Raw genomic sequence first — 14138 nt, 5'->3', positions numbered from 1 at the left:
TGTGGCTGAAACCAGCGTGACGGATTCGCCGGCGAGCCCATCGGCTCGCAAGGGGCCTTCGTCACCGTGGCACCTGGATCGCGGCCGCAAGGCTGGCGAGATGGGCTACATCCCGGGCCTGGATGGCATCCGCGCAATCGCTGTCATGGGCGTGCTGCTCTATCACGCAGATCTTGAGTTCATCCCTGGTGGCTTTCTTGGCGTCGATGTCTTCTTCGTGCTGAGCGGCTTTCTGATCACCTCGCTGCTTCTCGAGCAATATCAACGATCGGGCAGCATCAACTTCAAGGTCTTCTATCTCGGCCGAGTGCGAAGGCTCTTCCCCGCCTTGATTGCACTCTTGCTCGTTGTCGGTATCGCCAGCGCCTTCTTCTACAAGGATGCAGCTGGACGCTCACTCAGCGACATCGTTGCCTCGTTCTTCTACGTCAACAACTGGTGGTACGTCGTCGGCGATCAGTCGTATTTCGACTTCATCGCACGCCCACCGATGCTCAAGCATCTTTGGTCACTTGCCATTGAAGAGCAGTTCTATTTCATTTGGCCGGCCGTTGCGTTTGTGATCATGCGCAAATGGCAACGACGCGGAGTCCTGCTGTTCTCTCTTGCTCTCGCATTCGCATCAACGGCATGGATGTTCTACCTGGCCAATGCCAATGGCTATCCAGAGCTTGCCGACCCCAGTCGCGTGTACTTCGGAACTGACTCGCACGCCATGGGACTGCTGATCGGAGCAGCACTCGCAGCTGTGTGGAGACCAGGGCAGATGCAGACCGGGATCAGTCCTGCTGCACGCAAGCTGCTGAATCTGACCGGGGCGCTGGCTCTTGCTGGGCTGCTCGGCTTCTATGTGTTTGTCAGCGAATTCACCCCTTGGCTGTATCGCGGTGGCTTTCTGATTCTGGCGGCCATAGTTGCCTTGCTCATCGCCATCACCAGCCATCCGGCATGTGCCATTGGGCCATTGCTTGGCAGACAGCCCTTGCGCTACATCGGTCAACGCTCCTACGGGCTGTACCTATGGCATTGGCCCATCTACGCCGTCACGCGCCCTGACCTGGATCTGGGTCTGGATGGCATGTCACTCCTGATTCTGCGACTGGCTCTGACCTTCGGTGCGGCAGAGTTGAGCTACCGCTATCTCGAGATGCCGATCCGACGGGGAGCTTTCGGAAAACTGAAGAAGAGATGGGAACACGGCACCACGGCAACTCGCTCAAAGATGCGGTGGCAGGTCCTTGGCATCATGCTTGCTTCGCTACTGGCGCTCATCACTGTCTCCACGGCGTTAGTCGCTTCAGCCAAGAACACCTCAACCGCTTCTGATGTGCTCGTGGCCATTGGGGACAAGCCCTCAGTGACGATCGACACTGTGCCAGCTGTTACACAATCGTTTAGTGCGATGGGCGATTCAGTGATGCTTGGTGCTCGCAAGTCCCTGCAAAGTGCCATGCCTGGCATTTCGATCGATGCCGCCGTGTCTCGCTATCCCGGGGCCTTCATCGGACCACTCAAGCGATACCAAGCCGCAGACAAACTCGGGTCAACCGTCATCGTGCATCCCGGCACCAACGGAGTGCTCCCAGAATCAATGCTTCGTCAGATGCTCGACATCTTGAAACCGCATGCACGAGTTGTGCTCGTCAACGACAACATGCCGCGCACATGGCGCAAGCCCAACAACAGTGTCATTGATGAAGTTGCGAAAGACTACCCGAATGTGGTGCTCGTGGATTGGTACGCCGCATCCAAGGGGCACCGTGAGTACTTCGCCTCAGACGGCGTGCATCTGACGACCAAGGGCGCTGCCATTTACGCGCAACTCATCAAGAAAGCGGCTGAAACTCCCCCTGCCACTGCGACGCCGAGTTGAGGCTTACGCAGCGACAACTTTCGAGCCAGACTTCTGAATTCCTCGAACCACAGCCACGTGTACAGCAGTGGCGATCACGGCAGTTGCGGTGGACCACAGCAGGGTTCGCGCAAAGGTCACGCGCATGTCCTTGGGGTCAGGTACAGGACTATCCGACATCTTGCGATAGCGGCTATTGAGCACTTTACGGACCGCGATGGTCGCCGCAATTGCTGCCAGCGGAGCCGCGAGCCGTGCAACGGCATTGACGTGCACTTCTGCCCCGCCAGCAGCCCGACGCTGAATGTGACTACGCGGGTCAGTGACCGACTCCCGCTTCGTTCTGCTCAAACTCAGCTGCCCGACTTCTTCTGCTTGGTGACTTCTTCCACAGTTCCCGTGGCCTTGTCCGCAGCTGTGTCAATGAGATCGCCGGCAGCATCCGTCGCAGTTCGCGCCACATCCACGGTTCGATCCGCTAGGCGAGAACCAAACTCAGGCACGCCTGCTTGCTGGGCAAACTGGCTCATGTGGCTCATGATCGCTTCGTAACGCTCGCGACCTGCCGCTGCTCCAGCCAGATAGCCAACAGCCGCGCCGGCAACAAAATAGATGGTTCGTTGGATCTTCATACCCAATGGTGAGCCCCTTCAGGCACGACAGGAACCACGACAGGGCATCTGACAGTCACTTAGGAGATAAAAAAGGCAGACTGGGATGCGATGCACTCGCAGTGCAATCCCAAGACCGTCGCAACACGATTGCACGCTCAAGCACTGCTCGTTGCGGTCGTACTGTTCAGTATGGGTGATTCCTCCGAAACTGAAATGCAAGCGATCGATGAGTTGCCCGGTCCATTGAGAAAGCTTGATTCGTACCAGCAAAAGCACCCCTCTCTGAGTGTCCCCATAGCGGTGTTCAAGAAGTTCGGTGACGATGAGGCGGGCAAGCTCGCTGCACTGATTTCATATTTCGCATTTCTGTCGGTTTTTCCCCTGCTCATCGTGTTCGCCACGATCTTGTCGCATGCTCTCGCAGGGCAAACGGAATTGGCGGGCAGCATTCTTTCCACTGCTGCTGGCAGCTTTCTGTCCATCGGATCAACCGACGTCATTGAGCCTCTGGATGTGTCGGGCCCTGCCTTGGTGATCGGGGTGCTCGTTGGGCTTTGGGCTGGGCTGGCCGTCGCCAATGCCATGCAGGACGCAATGAACACCATCTACGAAGTGCCCAAGAATCGACGGGCTGGCTTCTTCCCGTTCCTTCTGCGCAGTCTCACCTTGCTTCTGCTCGTGGGAATCGGCCTGCCAACAGTCACTCTCCTGCAGGCAATTGCGATTGAAGGAGTCAACGCATCGATCGCGACGGTCGCGATACTCATTGTCGCGGCACTCCTCAACACAGCGATCATCGCCGCCTCATTTAGACGTGCAACAGTGGCGAAGACCACTTGGCTTGGGGTGCTTCCCGGTGCCGCGATCGCAGCGATCGCCTGGGCCGTCATGCAGGCTCTGGCAACCAGCCTGCTCACGCGCCAGATCACCCATGCAGAAGCGAACTACGGCTCATTTGCTGCCGTAATCGGCTTGCTGTTCTGGTTCTTCCTCCTTGCGCAGGTCACCATCTACTGCGCCGAATTGAACGTTGTCGTGTCATATCGACTCTGGCCTCGAGGACTCAAGAGCATATTCAAAGGTGTTGCCGACACTGAGGCGGACATACGCGCGTACTCGCACTACCCAAAGCGAGAATTGCAGGTGCTCAATATGCAGGTCAACGTGGAGGTCGTTGAGGGCAAGGCAGATCCTGTCGAGTGAGTGAGACGTGACTGTGACCCTTGTGACCAAGTCGCGACAGGAAACGTCTTGCTCTTGGCTTCTGCACGTTCGATGCTTCATCAACACCGACCGAAAGGCCGAGATCATGACCAGCATCATTGAACTTGAATACCGACAGATCGCACTCCTTGAGCGCCTTGACATTGCAGGCGCCTGCGTTAGGCAGAGCGTTGACACACCCGCAGAGTTCGTTCAAGGCCCCCGTTTTGTGATGTGGGAACTGCGAGGGCACCGCATTGATGTCCCAGCCCTGGACCCCCTGCAACTGGGTCGAGTGGCCACCATGCTGATCGAGGCGGAAGGAAAACTAGACGAACTCAGCCCGATTTTCACAGATGGGACACGCAACTAGTTCTCGCGATTGACCTCTTCAATGCGCGGCAGGCTCCGGTGCCCCTGCGTCGTTCAACTTCTTGCACCAGTCTTCAACCGTCGCACTCTGATCCCACACGAATTCCTGTGAATACACCGTCGTAGTTGCCATGAGGACTTCTCCAGTTCCTCTTGAGTCATTGGCAGATGGGGTGGGAACCGAAGCGAGGTCGTCGCAATCGGTCCTCAGCTGAGCTGAAGTCCCTACGAAACTGAATCGGCTGCAGACTTTTGCTCGTACATGCAGGCATCGGCTCGCTCAATGAGTTCAGTCAGTTCCTCGCCGGGCTGTAGCTGGACAAGACCACAGGTGGCCAAGCCAAGCGATTTCTGCGGATCCTTGCCAAAGTGCACAAATCGCCTTGTGGCTTCATCCAGATCCACTCCCAACAGTCCGCAAACGAATTCATCGCCGCCGAAGCGAAGGATGACGTCTTCCTCACGCACGACTGCACGGATGGCATCAGCAACTCGGCGAAGCATCAGATCCCCGGCCTTGTGACCAGCTGAATCATTGACTGCCTTGAGCCCGTCCACGTCAATGAACGCCAGAACAAAAGGTTCTTCACTTCTGGCAGCGCTGACGAGTTCTCGCTCAAGTTCAGCGAGGCCAACCTCTCGGCGATATACCCCCGTCAGTTCATCCAAAACCAGACTCGCTCGATGTACCGCAGAAAGCTGGCGGTCCACGTCGGCGGCATCTCTGTCTGCTTCAGCTTGGCGTCGATCAGCGGCAGCGCCTTTGCGATCCCTACGCGCCCCGGCACGATCCGACGCAGCTTCAATATCAACGGTGCCTTCACGCTCATCTCGGGCTTCAGCGCGAGAATCGCGATCCTCGGAGCGAAGATCGCGCGTCATGGCGATCTCGTCCAACGCTTCAGCTGTCCGATCACGATCAACCGCTGTCCGATCACGATCGTCCATAGAGTCGGTGTTATCCACAACAGCGTGAGTGGTGTTTGGTGAGGGCTCCAAGACATCCATTCGCAGAATGATGCCACTCATCTCTCCAACGAAACAACCCTCTAAGGAAGCAGACTCACGTTGTTTGAAGGCTTATCCCTCGCCATTGACTTGTTCAGTTGGTCGTCTTGTCAAGATCGTTCCAGCGCTCCATGGGCCCATCCCACTCGCGAGGCAGTGGCGAAAGCTGTGGAGCAACCGCCGCAACGATCAAATTCAGCGCTACTGAAACAGCCTTCTCGCCGACCCACAGATGCTTGGCACCGGCAACACCAATCACCTGTGCCTGAGGAACTCGCGAGAATCGCTGAAGTGCCTCCGGAGGTTGCAAGTAGTCGTCGAGTTCGGGCACGAGCGCCAAGAGCGGCAACTGCGATGCGGCCCAATTGTCCAGATCGGACTCCTGCGAGAAGCGCAATGGAGGTGACAGCAGAATCGCTCCTTGGATGCCTTGCTCGGTTCGGGCGCGCAGCGCATGTTTCAAGATGACATCCGTGCCAAAGGACCAGCCCAGCACCCAAGGCTGGGGCAATTGCGAATCCCGGACGAACTGCAGCGCTGCCGCAAGGTCCAGGCCCTCGGCCTCACCCTCATCAAAAGCACCTTCACTTGTGCCCGCTGCACTTGACGTGCCTCGAGTGTTGAATCTCAGTATCGCCATGTGAGCAAGAGCTGGCAGCCGCCAGGCCATTTTGCGCAACACATGGCTGTCCATCATTCCCGCGGCAGTGGGTAGCGGATGCACGCACACAATGGTGGCCAGGGGCGGCCGATCCAGCGGCTTGGCCAGTTCGCCGACGAGAGTCAGCCCATCAGATGTCTGCAGGGTGATGGGACGCCGAAGTGCCGGAAGCACTGAGTTTGCAACGATTTCAGGCATCTCAGTAGCGCGAGCCTCGTTGATGCCGCGGACCACGCGTATGTCGCGATGACCAGCAGGGCTTGTGCCAGTGTCGGCGCGCTTCGACTCCGCCCAGACCATCAGCGGGATAGGCCACGACATGTGGGGTCCCTGGATGAATTTCGTGATCGCAACCGGGGCAGCGATAGGGCTTGGTTGCAGCAGCTCCAGTAATGGTCTGCACGATCCAGTCTTCGCCGCCGTAGTCCTCAACACTGCGCAGGCCATAGGAGGCTGGCTGTGCTTGCGAGACGGGGTCAACTTGACGACGATTCTTCCGGCCCACGAACTCAGTCTCCCATGCTCGTCAGAACAGACGCAGGCTCGGATCCTCAGTGCCCTTGAGAGTGTCGTAATCCAGAACCACACAGCGAATGCCGCGATCCTCAGCAAGGGTGCGTGCCTGTGGCTTGATCTCTTGCGCGGCGAAGATTCCGGTGACCGGCGCAAGAAGCGGATCCCGATTCAGAAGCTCCAGGTATCGCGTGAGCTGTTCGACTCCGTCGATCTCGCCACGTCGCTTGATCTCCACTGCTACCGATGCGCCACCGGCGTCGCGACACATCAAATCAACAGGGCCGATAGGCGTAGGGAACTCCCGTCGCACCAGGCTCCATCCCTCGCCCAAGATGTTGACGTGGGTGGCGAGCAAGACCTGAAGGTGGGCTTCGACGCCGTCCTTCTGCAAGCCTGGGTCCAAGCCGAGCTCATGCGAGGAGTCGTGATCGACCTGGTGCAAGGTGATGCGCAACTGCTCCCCTGCCTTGTTCTCAACCAGCCACAGCAGTTCGCCGGAGTCCAAGCCTGACTCACGCAGAGAGCAGGGCGGGCTCATCCAGTTGAGGGGTTTGTATGAGCCTCCGTCTGCGTGCACGAGCACTGAGCCGTCCGCCTTGACCATGATCACACGCTGCGCTGACGGCAGATGCGCAGTGAGCCTGCCCACATAATCGACAGTGCAGGTAGCCACCAGAATTCGCACCTCGCAACCGTACCCATGCGCCAATTCCATTCAATCGGGTGCAGGATTAGCAGGTGCCATCGTGGAACTCCTTCTCCTACTTCTACGGGCCCTTGTGCGCCCTGCTCGGGGTGGGGGTCCTGATCCTCATTCTGCGATGGACGTATGCGCGCGGAAAGTCTGTCGTCGCTGCGCCCCCGAGACTGGGAACCAGCGACCAATATGGACTGCTCGTCCCGGTCGCCAGCCCCGGCACGTACATCGAAGGCGAGATCCTGCGCCGAAAGTTGGAAGCCGCTGGCATTCGCGCCAATCTCGCCGACACCCTCGATGGTCCTCGAGTCATGGTCTGGCCCGTTGATCTGGAGCGCGCCGCGGCTTTGGTCAGGAATCCTCGCCCGTGACGGTTACCCGGCTGATATTGGCGCCCAGTCGCATCAAGTCTGGGACAAAGCCCGCATAGCCGCGATCGATATGTGAGACGCCATAGATAGTTGTTTCACCTTCAGCGACAAGCCCGGCCAGCACCAAGCCGGCACCTGCACGAATATCGGTGGCATCAACAGGTGCGCCGGACAACTGCGGTCTGCCACGCACAAGCGCGTGATGCCCATCGATTCGAACGTCGGCTCCCAATCGACCCAGTTCTTGGACAAATCTGAAGCGCGCTTCAAAGAGGTTCTCAGTTACCAGCGCCGCCCCTTCGGCAACTGAATTCAAGGCAATGAACTGTGGTTGCAGATCAGTGGGAAACCCTGGGTAGGGCAGGGTGACGATGTCGACTGCTTTGGGTCGGTCGTGCATCACCACGCGAAAACCGTCGTCGAGTTCAGTGATGTCAGCGCCAGAGATCAGCAGTTTCTCCAATGCAATCTGCAGGTGACCCGTCTGCGCATTGCGCACGGTGATGTCGCCTTGGGTGATGGCGGCCGCCACTGCCCAGGTGCCCGCCACGATGCGATCCGGAACTGCGCGATGCGTCACGGGGCTGAGCTCATCCACGCCGAACACGGTCAGGGTGGATGAGCCAACACCTTCGATATTTGCGCCCATCGCGATGAGCATCTGACAGATGTCAATGATCTCCGGCTCACGAGCAACGTTGTCGATGACGGTCTCGCCCTTGGCTGTGACCGCCGCCATCAGGATCGTCTCCGTTGCACCGACGCTTGGAAAGTCCAAGTAGATCGATGCCCCTTGCAGTCGGCCGTGGGAGGACGCGATCAGATAGCCGTGCTCATTGACAGCGGTCGCGCCGAGGCGGATCAGTCCTTCGACATGCATATTCAGCCCACGCGAGCCGATGTTGTCGCCACCTGGCAGGGCGACGTCGGCAACTCCGCAACGCGCCAACAAGGGGCCAAGCACACAGATGGAGGCACGCATGCGGCGCACCAAGTCGTAGTCGGCGCGATGCTCAAGAACCGCTGGAACGCTGATCGTCACTGATTGCGCTTCGCGTTCGTGCTCCACCGAACAGCCGAGCCGGCGTAGGAGTTCGGCCATGATCTCGACATCAAGGATGTCGGGCACATCAAGCACGGTTGTGGTGCCTTCGGCCAGCAGGGCTGCTGCCATCAGCTTCAGCACAGAATTCTTTGCCCCGGTAACACGGACTTCCCCCTCCAGGCGATGCCCGCCTGTCACCTTGAGGAGATCCACGGCCTCATCGTAGGAGTTCGGACAACTCGTCGATTTCCTGCCAGCGCATTACTTGAAGATATATTCAAGTGCTAAAGTCTTCAAGGAAAGGGGTCGAAATAATGACCAAGCCCTTGTATGAGGCCAAGGCGGAGTTCTTCCGAACTCTCGGCCATCCCGCGCGGATCCGCGTGCTGGAACTGCTGAGCGAGCGCGACTATGCCGTGCACGAGCTTCTCCAGCGAATCGAGATTGGTGCGAGCAACCTCTCCCACCAGTTGGCCGTACTGCGTCGCAATGGACTCATAGAGCAGTCACGGCGCGACGGTGAAGTGCGCTATGGCATTGCCGTTCCAGAGATTCGCGATCTGCTCATGGCTGCTCGCCTCATTCTTCTGGACGTTCTGATAGATCAGGACTCTCTCAAGCGCGATCTTCGTTCCAAACAGCCAAACCTGTCATGAGCTTGCCCCAGCGGCACGCGGCCAAGGACGGCGATGGGCCGAATGCAGTTCGAACAGGGCTCGCGCGACTTCGCGAGTTGCTTCCGATCCGCAAGGACTATGCGGATATGCGGCGTGATCCCAAACGCGATGTCATTGCTGGAGTCACCGTGGCCTTCGTTGCGCTGCCCCTGGCCCTGGCCTTCGGTCTCTCGTCTGGCATGGGTGCCGCAGCTGGCCTCACGACGGCCATTGTCGCCGGAATCGTGGCAGCCATCTTCGGCGGAAGCAACCTTCAGGTCAGTGGTCCGACTGGCGCCATGACCGTGGTGCTGATCCCGATCTTCACGGAGTTCGGTGCATCCGGAGTGCTCGTGGTCGGCATGCTCGCGGGCCTTGTACTGATCGTGCTGGCCTTTGTCCGCGCCGGACGAGCCATGCAGTACATCCCCTTGCCCGTAGTTGAGGGCTTCACTTTGGGAATTGCTGTCATCATCGCGCTGCAACAGATTCCTTCGGCACTTGGCACCACCGGTCAGGGCGAAAAGGTCTTCTCGGTGGCGGCCTCCTCAATTCAGACCTGGTTCGCGCATCCCAATTGGGCGCCAGTAGCAATCACTTTTGCTGTCGCAGGCACCATTTTGCTGCTACTTCGCTTGCGACCTGGCCTGCCATCCGCCTTGCCCGCTGTCATTGGTGCGACTGTCGTTGCCTCGCTGATGGAGCTGCCAGTGAGCGTCATCGGAGCACTTCCCGACACTATGCCGATCCCGTCACTGCCGACCGTGTCCATCGACATGTACTCAGCGCTCCTGCTTCCTGCAATCGCAGTCGCAGCGCTCGCTGCCTTGGAGAGCCTCCTGTCGGCGACAGTCGCAGATGGCATGAGCGTCGGAGAGCACCACAACTCCAATCGCGAGCTCTTCGGGCAAGGCATGGCCAATCTCGCTGCTCCCCTGTTCGGTGGGGTTCCCGCAACCGCAGCCATCGCACGCACAGCTGTCAATGTGCGCACCGGCGCCCGATCGCGACTGGCTGCCATCACCCAGTCGGCGGCTCTGCTTCTCGTGATCGTCATCGCCTCCCAATGGGTATCAAAGATTCCGATGGCCGCGCTCGCAGGAGTCCTGCTGGCAACCTGCGTCCAGATGGTCGAAGTCTCAAATCTGCGAAGCCTTATGCGCTCAACGCGTGGAGATGCAGCGATCCTGCTCGCCACAGCCTTGGCGACCATCGTGTTCGACCTCGTGACGGCAGTCGTCATCGGCATGGTCGTTGCCGGCATCTATGCACTGCGGCAGGTGGCCCGGTCCGCGAACGTTGACCGGACCGAAGTTACGACTGAGGACCATTCAGTGGAAGAACAGGCGCTGCTGCGCGAGCATGTCGTCGCGTTTCGACTCGACGGACCGCTCTTCTTCGGTGCTGCACACAAATTCCTGCTCGAGATAGCGGAGATCAGCGATGTGCGGGTCGTCATCCTGCGGCTCTCTCGCGTACACACCCTTGATGCCACTGGAGCAACTGTGCTCGGCGACACGATCAAGTCCTTGGAGCATCGCGGCATTACGGTGCTCCTTTCCGGCGTCAGCAAGGAGCACGACAGCATCTTCCGGGTGCTGGGAATCTACGAGCATCTCGCTGACGAACGGCACCTATTTGCCACAACTCCTGAGGCCATCGAGCACGCACGACGGCACATTGCGCATCAGGATCACACCAACTGAGCCCCGCTCATGGCGTGGCGTATGGTCAAACCATGGTGAATCTCACTCGAATCTACACGCGCACAGGCGACGACGGGACGACATCCCTTGGCGATATGAGCCGGACCGGGAAGAACGATCCACGCCTGAAGGCCTATGCCGATGTCGACGAGGGCAACAGCGCGATTGGCGTGGTGGTGGCCATGAACGAACTCCCAGATGACGTCAGCGCGCTTCTCGTGCGCATCCAGAACGATCTCTTCGATGTCGGTGCCGATCTGTGCACTCCGGTAGTTGACGAGCCCAAGCACGAACCGCTGCGCGTGACCCAGCCATACATAGATTTCTTGGAGCACGCATGCGATGAGTACAACGGGCGTTTGCAACCCTTGCGATCCTTTGTCCTGCCAGGTGGCACACCTGCCGCCGCTGGCCTGCACGTGGCGCGAACCGTGATCCGGCGGTCTGAGCGCAGCACTTGGGCAGCATTGGACACCTACCACGGCGGGATGAATCCGCTCACGGCTACGTATCTGAATCGCTTGAGCGACCTGCTGTTCATCTTGTCCCGACTGGCCAATCTCTCAGCTGGTGGAGACGTGCTGTGGGAGCCCGGCCGGCACAGCAAACAGTCCTGAATAGGAAAGGAGGGGCCAGAAGATTCCGGCCCCTCCTTTCCTATGCTCGGGTCAGCGAGTAGTGCTCGCTGCTGCAGCCACCGAAATGCGCGTCTCGGCACGACGAGCTGCCAGACTCTCTTCATCCTCACCCGCGCTTGCAGCCTGCGCACGGGCAAGCGCCTCTTTGGCGCGTTCAAGATTGATGTCCGAAGCCAGTTCGGCGACCTCTGCGATGACCTGAACCTCGTTATTGGCCATCGAGAAGAATCCGCCGTGCACAGCAACGAGCAGCTTGGTGCCATCGAGTTGCTCGATGCGCAGAGGTCCCTCGACGAGCAGTGCAAGCACCGGCTCATGACCGGCGAGGATGCCGATCTCGCCCTCTGGAGTCTTGGCCACGACCGACTTGGCTGGACCACTCCACAGAGCACGTTCAGCCGAGACGACGTTGACAGTCAGTTCTGCCATGAGCTAGCTCTTCACCAACTCTGCGGCCTTCTTCTCCACGTCTTCAATGCCACCAGCCATGAAGAAGGCCTGCTCTGGGAGGTGGTCGTAGACACCCTCCGTGAGGGCCTTGAAGGAGGAGATGGTCTCCTCTACAGGAACGAATGATCCTGGCTGCCCGGTGAAGGCCTCTGCCACGAACATGTTCTGCGAGAGGAAGCGCTGGATGCGACGGGCCCGGCCCACGATGATCTTGTCTTCCTCAGACAGTTCATCGATGCCGAGGATGGCGATGATGTCCTGCAGATCCTTGTACTTCTGCAGAATCTCCTTCACACGGGCGGCAACTGCGTAGTGCTCGTCACCGACGTAGCGCGGATCAAGGATGCGCGAGCTTGAGTCGAGCGGATCCACGGCCGGGTAGATGCCCAGTTCGGAGATCGGACGGCTCAGGGTCGTGGTTGCGTCCAAGTGCGCGAAGGTGGTGGCGGGCGCCGGGTCGGTCAAGTCGTCTGCGGGCACATAAATGGCCTGCAGCGAAGTGATCGAGTGACCACGAGTTGAGGTGATGCGCTCCTGCAACTGGCCCATTTCGTCAGCAAGAGTCGGCTGGTAGCCCACCGCTGATGGCATACGACCCAGCAGCGTGGATACCTCAGAACCTGCCTGAGTGAAACGGAAGATGTTGTCAACGAAGAGCAGCACGTCCTGCTTCTGCACATCGCGGAAGTACTCCGCCATCGTCAATGCGGTCAGAGCCACGCGCAAGCGCGTGCCCGGTGGCTCATCCATCTGACCGAACACCAGTGCGGTCTTCTCAAGAACACCTGACTCGCTCATTTCCAGGAAGAGGTCGTTGCCCTCACGGGTGCGCTCGCCGACACCGGCGAACACCGACACACCACTGAAGTTCTCAGCAACTCGGTAGATCATCTCCTGGATCAGCACGGTCTTGCCGACACCGGCACCACCGAACAGGCCGATCTTGCCGCCCTTGACGTACGGGGTGAGCAGGTCGATGACCTTGATGCCGGTCCAGAAGACCTCAGTCTTGGACTCCAGCTGATCGAACGCTGGTGCATTGCGGTGGATGCTCCAACGCTCCTTGATCTCAAGGGAGTCAGCGGGCACGTCGAGCGGGATGCCCAGCGTGTTCCACACGTGACCCTTGGTCACATCGCCGACCGGGACCAGGATGCCGTCGCCGGTGTCGGTGACAGGTGCGCCACGGACCAGGCCGTCGGTTGCCTGCATGGAGATGGCGCGCACCATGTTGTCGCCGATGTGCTGTGCAACTTCAAGGGTCAGCAGGCGCTCAGTTGCGCCTTCCTCACCTGAGTTGAAGGACACCGTGACGTGCAGGGCGTTGTACAACGCCGGCATGGCCTCGACGGGGAACTCCACGTCGACGACCGGTCCGGTGACGCGAGCAACGCGGCCCACGCCGGCGGAAGTCTGGGTCGTTTCGGTCATGGCGATTCCTTCTCCTAGCTCGAGGCGAGCGCGTCTGCGCCGCCAACGATCTCGCTGATTTCTTGGGTGATCTCGGCCTGACGGGCCTGGTTTGCCTGACGAGTCAACGTGCGAATGAGTTCCTCGGCATTATCCGTTGCGGACTTCATTGCACGACGACGCGCGGCATGTTCTGAGGCTGCGGCAAGCAGCAGCGCGGTGTAGACCGAATGCTGGATGTACTGCGGAAGCAATCCGTCAAGCACAGTCTCGGCATCGGGTTCGAATTCATAGAGCGGGAATGGCAGGGCCGAATCCTTCTCAATGACCTCATCGACGACCTCAAGGGGAAGCACACGCAGGATGCGCACATCCTGAGTGCCCATGTTGATGAAATGCGTGTAGACGATGTGAATCTCATCGACACCGCCTTCTTCAACGGGCGTGAGGAACGCGTTGAGGAGATCCTCACCGATGCGCTTGGCATCAGCGTAGGTGGGCTGATCAGTGAAGCCGGTGTACTCCCCACCCATCGCACGCTCGCGGAAGCGGTAGTACGACACTCCCTTGCGACCGACCACGAATGGGATCGAGGTGACACCGTTCTCGCGAAGGTTCGTGTACAGCGCCTCAGCTTCACGCAGGGTGTTGGCTGAATATGCTCCAGCAAGCCCGCGGTCAGCAGTGACGACCAACACCGCGGCCTTCGTACGATTTTCCGGATTGGCCATCAGCGGATGCTTGGCCACATCTGACGCACCCGTTGCGGCTGCACTGATTGCGGCAAGCAACTGCTTGAGGTACGGCAATGCAGCATCAAGGCGCTGCTGCGCCTTCACGATGCGCGATGAAGCAATGAGCTCCATCGCCTTCGTGATCTTCTTGGTCGCGCTGACGGAACGAATCCGTCGGCGGAAGACCCTCTGCTGTGCACCCATG

17 protein-coding genes are annotated in these 14138 nt (G+C 59.3%); 7 read left to right on the top strand and 10 right to left on the bottom strand.

Features of this window, described 5'->3' with window-relative positions:
• Window position 1 precedes the first annotated feature (1 nt).
• Window positions 2–1873 (top strand): acyltransferase family protein, encoded by a 1872-nt coding sequence (locus Q8M73_07040; protein MDP2288306.1) that lies wholly within the window; start codon window positions 2–4, stop codon window positions 1871–1873.
• Between the two features lie 3 nt (window positions 1874–1876).
• Here the strand turns inward: Q8M73_07040 and Q8M73_07035 are convergent, their stop codons facing one another.
• Window positions 1877–2203, bottom strand: coding sequence for a DUF4235 domain-containing protein (locus tag Q8M73_07035; protein ID MDP2288305.1), 327 nt, complete (start codon window positions 2201–2203; stop codon window positions 1877–1879).
• 2 nt (window positions 2204–2205) lie between these two features.
• On the bottom strand, window positions 2206–2484 hold the full coding sequence (locus Q8M73_07030) for a hypothetical protein (GenBank protein ID MDP2288304.1): 279 nt from the start codon (window positions 2482–2484) through the stop codon (window positions 2206–2208).
• 90 nt (window positions 2485–2574) lie between these two features.
• Between Q8M73_07030 and Q8M73_07025 the strand changes: the two genes are divergently transcribed.
• Entirely contained in the window at window positions 2575–3669 is a 1095-nt protein-coding gene (locus Q8M73_07025) for a YihY/virulence factor BrkB family protein (GenBank protein ID MDP2288303.1), read from the top strand.
• 106 nt (window positions 3670–3775) lie between these two features.
• Entirely contained in the window at window positions 3776–4042 is a 267-nt protein-coding gene (locus Q8M73_07020; protein ID MDP2288302.1) for a hypothetical protein, read from the top strand.
• A gap of 224 nt (window positions 4043–4266) precedes the next feature.
• On the opposite strand, the gene Q8M73_07015 is transcribed toward Q8M73_07020, so the two are convergent.
• The 4 genes from Q8M73_07015 to nucS form a co-directional block, all read right to left on the bottom strand.
• Entirely contained in the window at window positions 4267–5070 is an 804-nt protein-coding gene (locus Q8M73_07015) for a GGDEF domain-containing protein (GenBank protein MDP2288301.1), read from the bottom strand.
• 73 nt (window positions 5071–5143) lie between these two features.
• Window positions 5144–5908 carry an alpha/beta hydrolase gene (locus tag Q8M73_07010; GenBank protein MDP2288300.1) on the bottom strand — a complete coding sequence of 255 codons (765 nt, stop codon included), beginning with the start codon at window positions 5906–5908 and terminating at the stop codon, window positions 5144–5146.
• A 1-nt stretch (window position 5909) separates the two neighbouring features.
• Window positions 5910–6152, bottom strand: a complete 243-nt coding sequence (locus tag Q8M73_07005; GenBank protein MDP2288299.1) for a hypothetical protein — start codon at window positions 6150–6152, stop codon at window positions 5910–5912.
• Between the two features lie 84 nt (window positions 6153–6236).
• Window positions 6237–6911: an endonuclease NucS gene (gene nucS, locus Q8M73_07000; GenBank protein MDP2288298.1), complete on the bottom strand. Its 675-nt coding sequence runs from the start codon at window positions 6909–6911 to the stop codon at window positions 6237–6239.
• A 53-nt stretch (window positions 6912–6964) separates the two neighbouring features.
• Here nucS and Q8M73_06995 point away from each other — a divergent pair, with 53 nt between their 5' ends.
• Window positions 6965–7294, top strand: a complete 330-nt coding sequence (locus tag Q8M73_06995) for a hypothetical protein (GenBank protein ID MDP2288297.1) — start codon at window positions 6965–6967, stop codon at window positions 7292–7294.
• On the opposite strand, the gene murA is transcribed toward Q8M73_06995, so the two are convergent.
• Window positions 7275–8552, bottom strand: a complete 1278-nt coding sequence (gene murA, locus Q8M73_06990) for a UDP-N-acetylglucosamine 1-carboxyvinyltransferase (GenBank protein MDP2288296.1) — start codon at window positions 8550–8552, stop codon at window positions 7275–7277. The genes Q8M73_06995 and murA overlap by 20 nt on opposite strands.
• Window positions 8553–8653: 101 nt before the next feature.
• Here murA and Q8M73_06985 point away from each other — a divergent pair, with 101 nt between their 5' ends.
• From Q8M73_06985 to Q8M73_06975, 3 genes are read left to right on the top strand one after another with little or no spacing between them, the layout of a single operon-like run.
• Window positions 8654–8995, top strand: a complete 342-nt coding sequence (locus Q8M73_06985) for a metalloregulator ArsR/SmtB family transcription factor (protein MDP2288295.1) — start codon at window positions 8654–8656, stop codon at window positions 8993–8995.
• On the top strand, window positions 8992–10701 hold the full coding sequence (locus Q8M73_06980; GenBank protein MDP2288294.1) for a SulP family inorganic anion transporter: 1710 nt from the start codon (window positions 8992–8994) through the stop codon (window positions 10699–10701). Before Q8M73_06985 ends, Q8M73_06980 begins: the two co-directional genes overlap by 4 nt.
• A 32-nt stretch (window positions 10702–10733) precedes the next feature.
• A complete protein-coding gene (locus Q8M73_06975) occupies window positions 10734–11318 on the top strand; it encodes a cob(I)yrinic acid a,c-diamide adenosyltransferase (GenBank protein ID MDP2288293.1) in 585 nt (194 codons plus the stop codon).
• A gap of 51 nt (window positions 11319–11369) precedes the next feature.
• Here Q8M73_06975 and Q8M73_06970 read toward each other — a convergent pair whose 3' ends face one another.
• The 3 genes from Q8M73_06970 to Q8M73_06960 are packed head-to-tail and all read right to left on the bottom strand — an operon-like array spanning window position 11370 to window position 14137.
• Window positions 11370–11768: a F0F1 ATP synthase subunit epsilon gene (locus Q8M73_06970; GenBank protein ID MDP2288292.1), complete on the bottom strand. Its 399-nt coding sequence runs from the start codon at window positions 11766–11768 to the stop codon at window positions 11370–11372.
• 3 nt (window positions 11769–11771) lie between these two features.
• Entirely contained in the window at window positions 11772–13220 is a 1449-nt protein-coding gene (gene atpD, locus Q8M73_06965; protein MDP2288291.1) for a F0F1 ATP synthase subunit beta, read from the bottom strand.
• 14 nt (window positions 13221–13234) lie between these two features.
• Window positions 13235–14137, bottom strand: a complete 903-nt coding sequence (locus Q8M73_06960) for a F0F1 ATP synthase subunit gamma (GenBank protein ID MDP2288290.1) — start codon at window positions 14135–14137, stop codon at window positions 13235–13237.
• Window position 14138: the final 1 nt, after the last annotated feature.

Source organism: Actinomycetota bacterium (assembly GCA_030684515.1).
Classification (GTDB): Bacteria; Actinomycetota; Actinomycetes; order S36-B12; family S36-B12; genus UBA11398.
The sequence above is the reverse complement of the archived record's forward strand: the minus strand, read 5'-3'. Positions and strand labels throughout refer to the sequence as shown.

What these genes read in the sequence shown, in the direction of transcription:
- Q8M73_07030 (MDP2288304.1), bottom strand. Translation starts at nt 2,484, where the DNA reads ATGAAGATCCAACGAACCATCTATTTTGTTGCCGGCGCGGCTGTTGGC.
- Q8M73_07025 (MDP2288303.1), top strand. Translation starts at nt 2,575, where the DNA reads ATGCACTCGCAGTGCAATCCCAAGACCGTCGCAACACGATTGCACGCT.
- Q8M73_07020 (MDP2288302.1), top strand. Translation starts at nt 3,776, where the DNA reads ATGACCAGCATCATTGAACTTGAATACCGACAGATCGCACTCCTTGAG.
- Q8M73_07015 (MDP2288301.1), bottom strand. Translation starts at nt 5,070, where the DNA reads ATGAGTGGCATCATTCTGCGAATGGATGTCTTGGAGCCCTCACCAAAC.
- Q8M73_07010 (MDP2288300.1), bottom strand. Translation starts at nt 5,908, where the DNA reads ATGCCTGAAATCGTTGCAAACTCAGTGCTTCCGGCACTTCGGCGTCCC.
- Q8M73_06985 (MDP2288295.1), top strand. Translation starts at nt 8,654, where the DNA reads ATGACCAAGCCCTTGTATGAGGCCAAGGCGGAGTTCTTCCGAACTCTC.
- Q8M73_06980 (MDP2288294.1), top strand. Translation starts at nt 8,992, where the DNA reads ATGAGCTTGCCCCAGCGGCACGCGGCCAAGGACGGCGATGGGCCGAAT.
- Q8M73_06975 (MDP2288293.1), top strand. Translation starts at nt 10,734, where the DNA reads ATGGTGAATCTCACTCGAATCTACACGCGCACAGGCGACGACGGGACG.
- Q8M73_06970 (MDP2288292.1), bottom strand. Translation starts at nt 11,768, where the DNA reads ATGGCAGAACTGACTGTCAACGTCGTCTCGGCTGAACGTGCTCTGTGG.
- atpD (MDP2288291.1), bottom strand. Translation starts at nt 13,220, where the DNA reads ATGACCGAAACGACCCAGACTTCCGCCGGCGTGGGCCGCGTTGCTCGC.
- Q8M73_06960 (MDP2288290.1), bottom strand. Translation starts at nt 14,137, where the DNA reads ATGGGTGCACAGCAGAGGGTCTTCCGCCGACGGATTCGTTCCGTCAGC.